Source organism: Methanohalophilus sp. RSK, assembly GCF_003722075.1.
Lineage (GTDB): Archaea > Halobacteriota > Methanosarcinia > Methanosarcinales > Methanosarcinaceae > Methanohalophilus.
In genome coordinates, this window is the sequence record NZ_RDSK01000013.1 from 163,829 (window position 1) to 175,531 (window position 11,703).

The window sequence follows — 11,703 nt, forward strand, 5'->3', positions numbered from 1 at the left end:
ATTACCTTCTTCATTCCTTATTTATACATAGACCAAACTCCGAATTGTAAACTAATCGGACTTGTCTGTTGTATTTGTCTTTTGCAGTACCCTTCCAATTAGTTCCGTCATCCGAGAACACAGGAATTAATATACTCCACTTACCCTTGTCATTCATCGAATCCTGAACTTTTTGCACCAACTCATTAACTTCCTTCCCATAATCATCTGGGTACCTGATACGGCCACCACTAACACTTAACTGGCTCAGTTCCCATGAAAAAGTATCAGATTTTACCATCGGAACAAATATTCCATCTTCAAACCGTGCAAGGCGAATGTTCACCGATTCACCAAGACGAGTTGGAGTTACAACGTCATCCAGCCACTGAGTACCTGAACGCTCATAACCCTGTGAAAAATTTAAAGACTTGAAATTAGCCATGGATGTTTGCGCCATTGCATCCCCATAGGCACGTTCATCAAGAACTTTCAATTCTGAAGGAACTTTGATGCCGGCATCTTTGCCAAAAACACCCTCTATGAAATATCGACTTTCATCTGGTATACAGAACTTTCCACTTTCTGCAAGCAAATTTGCAGTAAGCCACAATTGTCCGTGAGATTGGTAAACATATGCTCCTTTAGGGAACATGTCCGAATACCAGTCTACTGAAATCTCCCCGTCCAATTTTGGAGACAGGATTCCTAGAAGTGGAGTGCCACGTTCATCAAGGTCACTTAGAGCACCGTTTCTGTCACGACAGTGGCGTTGTAAACGACCGGCTCTCTGAAAAATCAGATCAATTGGAGCAAGATCAGTAACCATGTAGTCAAAATCTATATCCAAAGACTGTTCTACTACCTGTGTTGCTATTAGCACTTTGCCCTTACGTTTCTGAATATCACTTTCTTTTCCGAATGTCTTAAGAACATCATCTTCTATTTTCAAACGATCTCCCATTACATATCTTGCATGGAAAAGGATTACAGAATCTTTCCCCAATTCAGATACAAGTGTATCGTATGCTTTAATCGCATCATCAACAGTGTTACGAATCCAGCAACAACACTTCCTTTCAATAGAACATTTTACAAGTCTTTCTCTGACTGATGGCTCATCATTGAAAAATTCAACATTGACAGTACGTTCTGTACCCACACGGGGTTCTATTTGATTTTCCGAAAGACCGTTTTCGCAAACATGTGTTGCAAGAGGATATTTTTCACTGTAAATGCTATTTCTCGGACAAGCGAGGCCACGGCAAAAATGCGATGCTAATTCCTGGCGATGTTTTATCGGTAGTGTAGCGGAGAGAAGAATTGCACTGCCTCCCAATGAAGCATGGAATTCTAAAAGACTGCACAACAATTTATGCATGTACGGATCATATGCATGAACTTCATCAACTATCAGAACATTGCGTGATAAACCCATTAATCTTAGCGATTGATGGTTTGAAGGAAGGATTCCCATTAAAGCTTGGTCAATAGTACCTACACCAATATCAGCAAGTAAAGCTTTTTTGCGATTATCAGCTACCCATGCAGAGCATTGGAAGGAAACAGTAGTATCTTCTGACGAAGCGTTTCCATAATTACTACTCTCGTGAACTTCAGTACCAATAGATTCACGGAAAAGATCCGATAGATGACGTTGGGCGTGCGCTAGTATTAGTGAAGGGAAGGTATCATATTCGTACAATTTATTGTAGGAATTCATTAGCCTTTCATACATTGCATTAGAAGTTGCCATTGTAGGCAATCCTAAATAAATTCCGTTTGCAATACCTCTTGCCATTATTCGATGAGCCAAACACAAAGCAGCTTCCGTTTTGCCACTGCCTGTAGAATCTTCCAATATGAAGAGTTGGGCATTATCGGCAATGGGACAATTGGAAATGTGATTTTGCATCGGACTTGGAACATCGATTTTGGGAAAGAGGATATCCATTCCAGTACTATGTGAAACCGTTGAAGGTAAAATACCTGAATTATTCATCGCTTTTTCTGCTGAAGGTAAAGCGTATTTCTCCCAGTATTCTTCTAGTGGAAGAGGTTTCGATAAATAATTAAAATATGTATTTGAAGAACCAATCCAATCACTCACTATTACAATGCCTGCAAGCAACCATGAAGTATTTTTGAATGCAGTTTCCAAATCATCAAATTCATATTCATAGCCCTCAGGTCCAGAGAGATCTTTGAAAGCATCTTTCAGTAAAAAAGATGATACTTTCTTTACAAATGAACTTGCCATTACGAGGTCTTCTTGAATAAATAATTCATTTTGATCGACTGCAAGTCCATTGTTCATATATGGTTTTGGAGGGTTTCCATGATGCCCTGTTACTGATTTAATCCATGGAAGTATAAGATCGTTCCAATCAAATGAATCAAAGGTGCTTTTGTCCAGACAAAGCCAGTTCTCATCCCACGCGTTTTGCCAGATCATCTTCCAGAGGTAAAAACCCATGCTATCATGTCGGAGATTATAACTTCTGTTACTATCATGTCCTCTTAAAGACACTAATAAATCGGGTTGAAGATTTTGAAATCTTTCTGAGAATTTACCCAGATCGTGGATTGAAAGATAGAATGAAATCAACGAGATGATTTGTTCATCGTTTAGTGGAATATGCTCTTTGAATTTCTGTAACAATAGCTTGTCGTCTTTCAAAAGGATGGTTCCAACCGCAGCAACATCCAGACAATGGTAAACAAGTAAATGATAATCAAGATTATCGCCCTCTGATGATAGGGATTTCCCCCAATTGAAATACATTAGGTTCTCAACTTTGTCAGCGATGGTCCAACCTCTCCTTTTGTTGCTACAAGACTATTGTAATTGAGCTCCGTTTTTTGTACTCTCCAATTAAATTAAAGTAATTTCATCAGAAATCCCACCCTATAAATAACTATTGAAATAATTCGATTTGATAGGCAATAGAATTACTTGTTCTGAAATTATCTTCTTATACATTCTTTTCAATTATTCTCTAAGATTATAGACATCTCAAAACGATGATCAAGATGTCCTTGAGTGCTTGATGATGTATAAATATCGACAAGTGAATGTTGAATTATCCAAAAATTAGAAAGAAATTTTCCTAAACAATTTCAGCAACCACTCGATACATATCTGTAAGTGTTATTTGTCAAGATCTTTGCCGAATTTGTAGGCCAGTATATTCAACTGGTCCATGTATTTGAGTATTCGAGGATCCGACAAACCTTCCGCATACAGGACTTTAACAAATTCAAAAATCAGATCTTTATTTCTCTGTGAATATTATGCATTAATAATTCTTCTTTCTGCAGTTTTCCACTTGTCTTTTATGATTATAAAAGTCTATACCTAATACCTTCTTTTATTTGGATAAATAGTCCAAGAAACCTATGTGAAAGTATTAGGGCTTGTTACTGGTAGTAGAAAGCCCCGGGCGTGATTTGAACACGCGACCTAGTGATTACAAGTCACTCGCTCTGCCAGGCTGAGCCACCGAGGCGCTTATGGTATCGAATGCAACCCATAGATATCATAATGGCACATAAATTTTATGGCTGGTTGCGCTATATCTAACTCCTATGTGGCAGGAAATGGCAAGAATCGGGAAAAAACTCGTGGATCACGGGCTGGTTGAGTCCCATTTTGGAAATATAAGCGTACGTCGGGGCAACAGCATGGTGATCACCCGCAGCGGATGCCCGCTAGACGAAATATGTGCGGAGAATGTGGTGGAGGTGCCCATCCATACCACCTGTGAATTTGACAGCCTTGCCTCGTCGGAAACCCGGGTGCATCGGCGTATCTACCAGGAGACTGATGCCGGATGCATCGTGCACGGCCACTGCCCCTTTGCCGTAGTCATGTCACTGCTGGACGAGAAGGGGCACATCGAACCACTGGACAGTGAAGGTGTATGTTTTCTCGGGCCTGTGCCTATTGTGGAAGGCAGTATAGGCAGCGAAGAACTTGCCGCAAACTCCGCTGCGGCCCTGGCAGAATCCGATGGGGTTATTGTCAAAAGCCACGGCACCATATCTACAGGAAAAACTCTGGACCGGGCATATATCAACACCACCCAGATAGAGCACACATGCAAGGTACGCTATTACTACGATCTTGCTAAAAGTTCGTTGTGAAAGTAAAAGATTAAATCATGGAAGGACAACTAAGGGGACTATACAATGACCCTGGACCGCTTCAGGCCTGTTTTTGCAGGCCCCATCTCTAGACTCGCAAAGATATTTGCAGACACGGGCATAACCCCCAACCAGGTAACACTTGCTTCCCTGCTTTTTTCCGCAGCCGCAGGGCTGTGCTATGCCCTGGGGGAGACCAACAATTTTCTGATAGGTGCGGCACTTATATTTGTAGTCCTCAACTCCCTGTTTGACGCACTGGACGGTAGCATGGCCCGCTATCTTCACACAAGTAGCAAAGCCGGGGATTTCCTTGATCATGTGGTTGATCGCTATGCAGATGTCTTTATTGTCGGTGGCCTGATCTTCGGGGAATATGCAGGCTGGGGTATCGGCCTGTTCACAATGGTGGGCATCCTTCTGACAAGTTATCTCGGTACCCAGGCCCAGGCATTATCCATCGGTCGCTTCTATGGTGGGATTATGGGCAGGGCGGATCGTCTCGTACTGGTCATAGTCGCATCGCTTTTACACATAATTTATCCGTATGCTATATTTGGTTACACCCTGCTTGGCTGGTCTCTTATCCTTATGGGCATCGCTTCCCATGTAACCGCCCTGCAGCGTATACATTTTATCCGCACACGTCTGGGTTGAAACAGACGCATGATTTAAATTACTCCCTGTAATTGGTTGTCCTCATGAAAAAATACGAATACATCGAACATACCGCAGATGCGAGGTTCAAAGCCTTTGGCAAAACCGCAGAAGAAGCCTTCGCAAATGCCGCACAGGCAATGTTCAACGTTATGATAGATACGTCCGGCATTAATCCACAGATTACCGAGTATATTGAATTGCAGGCACCTGATCTGGAAAACCTTCTTGTGGACTGGCTTTCTGAACTTCTTTATCTCTTTGAAGTTAATATGGTTGTGTTCAGTAGCTTTGAGGTATTTGCTATTGAAAAGGAAGGCGATGAATACCTCCTTTCAGCAAAAGCAGAGGGGGAGCCTCTGGATCTTAAAAAACACATATTTGACACCGAAGTCAAAGCGGTAACATATAATGACCTTGGTGTACAAATTACATCACAAGGAGTTACGGTACGTATTACAGTGGATACATGAAAAGGGGATTTGATAGGATGGATACAGAAGGACCAGAAATAGAAGGACTTGAACGGATAGACAATGATATATGGCAAATTCCCACGGGCTACAAACCCGGGATGAGGGTACCGGGCAGGATATATCTTTCAGATAAATTGTTCACCAATCTGGAAAAGGAAGCAGTGGACCAGGTAGCCAATGTGGCCACGCTGCCAGGAATACAGAAATTCTCAATGGCAATGCCCGATGCCCATGTAGGATATGGTTTCCCCATTGGGGGAGTTGCTGCTTTTGATGCCGAGGAAGGTGTCATCAGTCCCGGAGGCGTGGGCTTTGACATCAACTGCGGTGTGCGCCTGATCAGGTCCAATCTGGAAAAATCCGATGTAGACGGCAAAGTCAATGACCTGCTGGATTCCCTTTTCAAAGCCGTACCTTCGGGTGTGGGTTCCAAAAGCCGGATACGGGCGTCGGAAAGTGAACTTGAAGCCATATTCACCAATGGCTCCCGCTGGGCTGTGGAGCAGGGCTATGGTGTAGAAGCTGATCTCACCCACTGTGAGGGTGAAGGGTGCATTGAAGGGGGTGACCCTGCACAGGTCAGTGCCAAAGCCCGCAAAAGGGGCAGGCCCCAGCTTGGAACCCTGGGAAGCGGCAATCATTTCCTGGAATTGCAGTATGTGGATGAGATATATGATCCGGTCGCAGCTGAAGCTTTTAACCTCAAACAGGGCCAGCTTACTTTCATGGTCCATTGCGGGTCCAGGGGTGCGGGTCATCAGGTATGCACCGATCACCTGCGCCATCTCACCCGTGCAGTGCAGAAATACAAAATAGACCTGCCTGACAAACAGCTTGCCTGTGCACCGGCACAATCAGAAGAAGCACAGGCCTATTTCGGTGCAATGGCCTCAGCAGCCAACTATGCCTGGACCAACCGGCAGATCATAATGCACCACTGTCGTGAAGTGTTCGAACAACAAATGAAAATGGATTCGGATGAACTGGGTCTGGATCTGGTCTATGACGTGGCTCACAATGTCGCCAAACTGGAAGAACATAATGTAAACGGTGGAAAAAAACAGGTCTATGTACACCGTAAGGGTGCCACCCGTGCATTTCCTGCAGGCCATCCCGATGTCCCGCAGGCTTACAGGGATGTAGGTCAGCCGGTACTTATCCCGGGCAGTATGGGTACTCCTTCCTATGTGCTCTGCGGTAAGCAGGCAGCAATGGATGTATCCTTTGGAAGCGCCTGCCATGGTGCCGGCAGGGTAATGAGTCGCTCCGGTGCGAAACGCACCTTCAGGGGAGAACAAATCCAAAAAGACCTTAGTGGCCAGGGCATCTCTGTCAAGGCAGCTCATCCTTCGGTCATTGCCGAGGAAGCACCAGGGGTTTACAAATCCAGCAGTGAGGTTGTGGATGTTGTACACAGGCTTGGTATTGCAGGTAAGGTCGCAAAACTCATGCCTCTGGGTGTTGTAAAAGGTTAAAATTGAGAGAATATGAGGAAGGGAACACATTGTTTGAGGGGATGAATGGTTTTGCTTGGTTACAGTAATTCTGTATTAAACCATATGACAGGTTCCGCTTCCTCACATTCCAATGGGTGACTATAATATTTAAAATGTTTGATTAATCCCCATGTATTCACCGCTACTCATTTAATGTCCGAATGCTTTTTTATGGCCATGACAAAAGAGGAATCACGTATTAAACAGGTCCGCACCATGGCTGATTACCAGTTCGGCAAAGGATGTGGGAACATTCTCTTTTCCGGTGACATCACATTTAAGCTGTCCCGTACAAAAAGGATCAGGCAGATCTTTTCCGAAGGAAGACGTATGGCAACTGTGCGTGCCAGGGACGGAATGTTCACTTTGAGTATTGAGGGAGCCTCGCTGATCCATTCCCATCTTCCAGCACCAGGCTATCGCGTGATGATGTGTGAGGATGCAATCCCCTTTGTCTCAAAAGGCAAAACTGCTTTTGCCAAGCATGTGGAGGACATAGACACTGGTCTGCGGGCAGGGGATGAAGTTTTGCTTGTGGATAAACAGGACAATCTTATTGCTACGGGCCAGTTACTCCTTGCTCCTGAAGAAGTTCTTGCCATGCAGAACGGCCCGGCTGTTGATGTCAGGGTTGGTGTGGATAGCAGCTGATATGTAGTTGCAATCAAAATCTAAATATATATTCAACAAATAACCATGTAAGTTATATTGTACTTCCTCAGAAGGTGAAACTATCGAAGAAGACCAGCTCCTGAAAACCTTTGTAATTCCTCCAAATACTAAAATGGAAGAACATAATATTGTTCTGGATGAGGATATTATAGTAGGGAACCATTCCGATATACGCTATGGTATAATTGCTGATTCGGTGATAATCGGAGAAAGGGTATCGGTATCAGGTGATGTACTTGCCAGGTCTGATATTCGTATAGACATCTGGTCAAAAATCGGTGGCAATGTGCGTTGTGGCGAAAATGCCTATATAGGCGAGTTTGTGAATATAGATGGCAAACTTTTCGTCAATGGAGATCTTGATGTTGGTAATGATATAAAGATCAACAGAGGCTTTGAAGCTCATGGCTGGATAGTTGTTCGTAATCCTGTGCCTGTAATCACTTACATTTTCCTCTATATCTCCGAACTTTTACGTATGGGTAAGGGTGAAGAAGTAGAAAAGGCAATGAGTGAATTCTTTGAAGAGGAAGCAAAAGAGATCAGTTATGGTGCTATGGTAGTTCCCAACGGATCTCGTATATCTGCAGACTCTATCAGGGTTCCTGGCGCGGCCACCATAGGAGATAGCTGCAGACTCGTAGGTAATATAAGGGCTGAATCTTTGGAAATGGGCGGTGCTACTACTTTGTATGGAAGTATCAGGACCGCCAGTGATATTGAGATCGGTGAAAATAATGCCATCCACGGTAACATTGTCTCCCGGGGCAGGGTTGTGGTAGGTAAAGGTACGCATATACTGGGAGAAATCAATGCTTACTCTATCAGGATTCATGAGGATTCAAGGGTTGATGGCGTGATGCGAGCCACCGGTGGCACTACATTCATACGTGAGGAAGAAGAGGTCGCCCGGGACAGGGAACTGATAAAACTGGACATAGCAGACCAACCACAGTAAAAAGGTGTTCTTTTTTGAGTGAAACTACTGAGATTTATAACTCTATTGTAGAGAAAGATTCAAAATACGTTATGCAAAACTACGGTCGTTATCCTATCGCACTGGATAAAGGAGCAGGGGCTCTTGTGTGGGATACTGCCGGCAAACAGTATATCGATTGCGTTGCAGGAATAGCCGTAAACAACGTGGGACATTGTCATCCTGAAGTTGTTAAAGCGATACAGGAGCAGGCAGGCAAACTCATCCATGTATCCAATCTCTATTATACTGATGTACAGGCCGAGCTTGCAGAAAAACTGTCACAGGTTACCGGCCTGGATCGCCTGTTCTTCTGCAATTCCGGCACAGAGGCTGTAGAAGCTGCCATGAAACTGGCCCGGGCCCACTCAGGTAAAAAGAACTTCGTGGCCGCAGAAGGTTCATTCCACGGCAGGACTATGGGTGCCCTTGCGGTAACTTCCAAAGAGGCTTACAGGAAACCCTTTGAACCTCTCCCCGGCAGGGTTGATTTTGTACCTTACGATAATTCACCGGCGATTGCAGATGTCATTGATTCGGATACAGCAGCGGTAATCGTGGAACCCATCCAGGGGGAGGGTGGTGTCAATGTTCCTTCCTCAACTTACCTTAAAGAAGTCCGGGAAATCTGTGATGAGACCGGTACCCTGTTGATATTCGATGAGGTGCAGACTGGTTTCGGGCGTACGGGCAAGTGGTTCTGTAAGGATCATTTCAATGTGGCCCCGGATATAATGACAATGGCCAAAGCACTTGGAGGCGGATTTCCCATGGGTGCCATTGCAAGCAGGGAAGGCATTGTTTTCCAGAAGGGCCAGCATGCCGCAACCTTTGGTGGAGGTCCTCTTGCCTGTGCAGCAGCCCTGGCATCCATTAATGCAATTGAAAAGGAAGGACTCGTGGAACGCTCCCGCATGATGGGTGAGTATTTCGTGAAGAAACTGGAAGGTTTAAACCGTGAGGATTTCCTGGAAATCCGGGGTAAAGGATTGATGATTGGTGTGCATGTGAAGGACTCCTGCGCAGAAATGGTAACTGCGGGCCTTGAGAAAGGTGTTTTGCTTAATTGCACAGCAGGCAACATCATGCGTATGGTACCTCCGCTTGTCATAACCGAAGAACAGGTTGATTCGGTGGTGGATGTAATTGGCAAGTTATGAACTGGTAAAACCTGAGATCAGGTCGATAGCTCCCTATGTGCCGGGTAAATCGATTGGCGGGATCGCTGAAAAATATAATCTGGAAAGTGATTCGATTATCAAACTCGGCTCAAACGAAAATCCCCTGGGTCCTTCCCCGGCAGCAGTCAGTGCCCTGCAGGAAGCTGCCGCCACTGTGAATATTTACCCATCGGCAGATGCCAGGGAACTTGTGGATGCAATATCTGCTTATGTTGGTATGCCACAGGCCAATATTGTGGCATCCGGTCCGGGTATGGATGGTTTGCTTGACGGCCTGATGAGAATGCTCATATCTGCGGAATCGGAAGTTGTGATTACAACTCCCACTTTTTCCTACTACGAGATTGCTGCAACTGCATGTGGTGCAAAACCGGTATTTGTGAAACGCAATGAAAAATTTGACTTGGATATTGACAGGGTGATTGCTGAAGTTAATGAAAAAACAAAAGTAGTATTCATCTGCTCCCCCAACAACCCTTCAGGCAATGTCACTGCTGAAAAAGAACTGCGCAGGTTGCTGGATTCGGTTGAGTGCCTGGTTTTTGTGGACGAGGCCTATGTGGAGTTTGCAGGATCAGATATTGCATCTCTAGTAGGGGAATATGATAATCTTGTTGTTGGCAGGACCTTTTCCAAAGCCTTTGGGCTGGCAGGTTTGAGACTTGGCTACGGCATAATGCCTGCCTGGCTTAAGGTCGAATATATGAAAGCTGCTACTCCCTTCAATGTAAGTGCACCGGCTGTTGCAGCAGGTATTGCTGCCCTTTCGGACAAAGAGCATCTGGAGGCCAGCCAACAGATGGTAATCGAGGGTCGTAAATATTTGCAGGCAAACCTGCCTTTTAAAGTATATGAGTCACAGGCTAATTTTATACTTGTGGACGTTGCCCCCTATGGTGCAAAGGATGTATGCGACCACCTGTTGCGCAGGGGGGTTATTGTCAGGGATTGTACTTCTTTCCGTGATGCAGGAAATTCTTTAATCAGAGTCACTGTAGGTACAAAAGAACAAAATGAAAGAGTTGTGGAAGGCTTTTCGACCTATTTATGAGAGGCTTTCTACCTCATTTATTTCCATAAGTGGGTAATCCAGTTCTTTGTTGTAGGCCATAGATGCCCGGATTCTGGTATCTCCATGGATTACTTTCAGGTCCACTGTCAACATTTTTCCTTCAAGTTCACAGTATCCGAATTCACCATTTAATTTTGCGGCTATCATATCCCTGTTTATATTTACATTGATCTCTTCAACAAAAGGCTGTACAGAAATACTTTCAGCAATGGCTTTTTCCAGGCTATCCACATTTTGCAGGTTAAGGGGTGAACCCGTGAACTGGTGATAGAGGGCTCCCAGTTTGATCCCTGCCTCAAAAGCAGCTATTTGTGCATTTTCAGGTCTTTTTTCCATGATTAATGGGATGGCAGGGTGTTATTTATATTTGTGGATGGGGCACATTTTACATAGTGTCAGGTATAATGTGGTATGGTTACAAAATAAGGAGTATATTGTATGAGTACGCTTGAAAACCTTGAAGGAGCATTTGCCGGCGAATCCATGGCAAACCGGAAGTATCTGGCCTTTGCAAAAAAAGCTGATGACGAAGGCTACCCTCAGATTGCAAAATTGTTCAGGGCTGCTGCAGCAGCTGAGACTGTTCATGCCCACAACCATCTGGGAATTATGAATGGTATTAAGAGCACAGAGGAAAACCTCAGGGAGGCCATTGAGGGAGAAACCTATGAGTTTGAGAAAATGTATCCAGAATTCATAACACAGGCAAAAGATGAAGGTAATGGTAAGGCTGCCTGGAGTTTTGATGTTGCCAATCAGGTAGAAGCAATTCATGCCGAACTTTACAAGAAAGCCCTTGATAATGCGGGCAACAATGAAGAGGTTGAGTATTACGTATGTGAAGTTTGTGGTAATACTGTGGAAAACGGTGCACCGGATGTATGTCCGATTTGTGGAGCCCCATCTTCTAAGTTCAAAAAAATTGATTAAAGTGTCCTGTTGGGTAGGACATATTCTCTTATTTTTTATTTATTGCTGCTACCTGTTGGTTTAGGTGCGGCCATTTTATTTATTCTAATTAATATACAGCATTTTATGTACACCAATT

General features: G+C 44.3%; 11 protein-coding genes and 1 tRNA gene. 9 read left to right on the plus strand and 3 right to left on the minus strand.

From position 1 onward, the window contains the following. Positions 1–10: 10 nt before the first annotated feature. Together cas3 and EFE42_RS06885 are read right to left on the minus strand one after the other, a co-directional pair. Positions 11–2,764: a CRISPR-associated helicase Cas3' gene (gene cas3, locus EFE42_RS06880; RefSeq protein ID WP_123136547.1), complete on the minus strand. Its 2,754-nt coding sequence runs from the start codon at positions 2,762–2,764 to the stop codon at positions 11–13. A 650-nt stretch (positions 2,765–3,414) separates the two neighbouring features. Next, a tRNA-Thr gene (locus tag EFE42_RS06885) sits at positions 3,415–3,488 on the minus strand. 79 nt (positions 3,489–3,567) lie between these two features. Here EFE42_RS06885 and EFE42_RS06890 point away from each other — a divergent pair. The 8 genes from EFE42_RS06890 to hisC all read left to right on the plus strand — a co-directional run bounded on the left by EFE42_RS06890 (position 3,568) and on the right by hisC (position 10,634). Then, the gene (locus tag EFE42_RS06890; protein ID WP_123136548.1) at positions 3,568–4,125 is read left to right on the plus strand and encodes an aldolase; all 558 of its coding nucleotides are present in this window, start codon (positions 3,568–3,570) and stop codon (positions 4,123–4,125) included. Between the two features lie 45 nt (positions 4,126–4,170). Beyond that, the gene (locus EFE42_RS06895) at positions 4,171–4,782 is read left to right on the plus strand and encodes a CDP-alcohol phosphatidyltransferase family protein (RefSeq protein WP_123136549.1); all 612 of its coding nucleotides are present in this window, start codon (positions 4,171–4,173) and stop codon (positions 4,780–4,782) included. Positions 4,783–4,826: 44 nt separating this feature from the next. Next, the gene (locus tag EFE42_RS06900; protein WP_123136550.1) at positions 4,827–5,255 is read left to right on the plus strand and encodes an archease; all 429 of its coding nucleotides are present in this window, start codon (positions 4,827–4,829) and stop codon (positions 5,253–5,255) included. Positions 5,256–5,272: 17 nt separating this feature from the next. After that, positions 5,273–6,733, plus strand: a complete 1,461-nt coding sequence (locus EFE42_RS06905; RefSeq protein ID WP_199724100.1) for an RtcB family protein — start codon at positions 5,273–5,275, stop codon at positions 6,731–6,733. Between the two features lie 198 nt (positions 6,734–6,931). Continuing rightward, complete coding sequence (locus tag EFE42_RS06910; RefSeq protein WP_370448674.1) at positions 6,932–7,405, plus strand: PUA domain-containing protein; 474 nt, start codon at positions 6,932–6,934, stop codon at positions 7,403–7,405. Positions 7,406–7,538: 133 nt separating this feature from the next. Next, positions 7,539–8,384 carry an acyltransferase gene (locus EFE42_RS06915; protein WP_123136553.1) on the plus strand — a complete coding sequence of 282 codons (846 nt, stop codon included), beginning with the start codon at positions 7,539–7,541 and terminating at the stop codon, positions 8,382–8,384. Positions 8,385–8,455: 71 nt separating this feature from the next. Next, entirely contained in the window at positions 8,456–9,562 is a 1,107-nt protein-coding gene (locus tag EFE42_RS06920; RefSeq protein WP_233564768.1) for an acetylornithine transaminase, read from the plus strand. After that, positions 9,549–10,634, plus strand: a complete 1,086-nt coding sequence (gene hisC, locus EFE42_RS06925; protein ID WP_123136555.1) for a histidinol-phosphate transaminase — start codon at positions 9,549–9,551, stop codon at positions 10,632–10,634. The genes EFE42_RS06920 and hisC overlap by 14 nt, the downstream gene beginning before the upstream one ends. Here the strand turns inward: hisC and EFE42_RS06930 are convergent. Further along, the gene (locus EFE42_RS06930; RefSeq protein ID WP_123136556.1) at positions 10,629–10,991 is read right to left on the minus strand and encodes a dihydroneopterin aldolase family protein; all 363 of its coding nucleotides are present in this window, start codon (positions 10,989–10,991) and stop codon (positions 10,629–10,631) included. The genes hisC and EFE42_RS06930 overlap by 6 nt on opposite strands. Before the next feature lie 102 nt (positions 10,992–11,093). Between EFE42_RS06930 and EFE42_RS06935 the strand changes: the two genes are divergently transcribed. Further along, positions 11,094–11,585, plus strand: a complete 492-nt coding sequence (locus tag EFE42_RS06935; RefSeq protein ID WP_123136557.1) for a rubrerythrin family protein — start codon at positions 11,094–11,096, stop codon at positions 11,583–11,585. The last annotated feature ends 118 nt before the right edge of the window (positions 11,586–11,703 follow it).

Coding starts and splice junctions, on each gene's coding strand:
- EFE42_RS06915 (WP_123136553.1), top strand. CDS start 7,539: ATGGAAGAACATAATATTGTTCTGGATGAGGATATTATAGTAGGGAAC.
- EFE42_RS06910 (WP_370448674.1), top strand. CDS start 6,932: ATGACAAAAGAGGAATCACGTATTAAACAGGTCCGCACCATGGCTGAT.
- EFE42_RS06935 (WP_123136557.1), top strand. CDS start 11,094: ATGAGTACGCTTGAAAACCTTGAAGGAGCATTTGCCGGCGAATCCATG.
- EFE42_RS06890 (WP_123136548.1), top strand. CDS start 3,568: ATGTGGCAGGAAATGGCAAGAATCGGGAAAAAACTCGTGGATCACGGG.
- EFE42_RS06900 (WP_123136550.1), top strand. CDS start 4,827: ATGAAAAAATACGAATACATCGAACATACCGCAGATGCGAGGTTCAAA.
- EFE42_RS06920 (WP_233564768.1), top strand. CDS start 8,456: ATGCAAAACTACGGTCGTTATCCTATCGCACTGGATAAAGGAGCAGGG.
- cas3 (WP_123136547.1), bottom strand. CDS start 2,764: ATGTATTTCAATTGGGGGAAATCCCTATCATCAGAGGGCGATAATCTT.
- EFE42_RS06905 (WP_199724100.1), top strand. CDS start 5,273: ATGGATACAGAAGGACCAGAAATAGAAGGACTTGAACGGATAGACAAT.
- EFE42_RS06930 (WP_123136556.1), bottom strand. CDS start 10,991: ATGGAAAAAAGACCTGAAAATGCACAAATAGCTGCTTTTGAGGCAGGG.
- EFE42_RS06895 (WP_123136549.1), top strand. CDS start 4,171: ATGACCCTGGACCGCTTCAGGCCTGTTTTTGCAGGCCCCATCTCTAGA.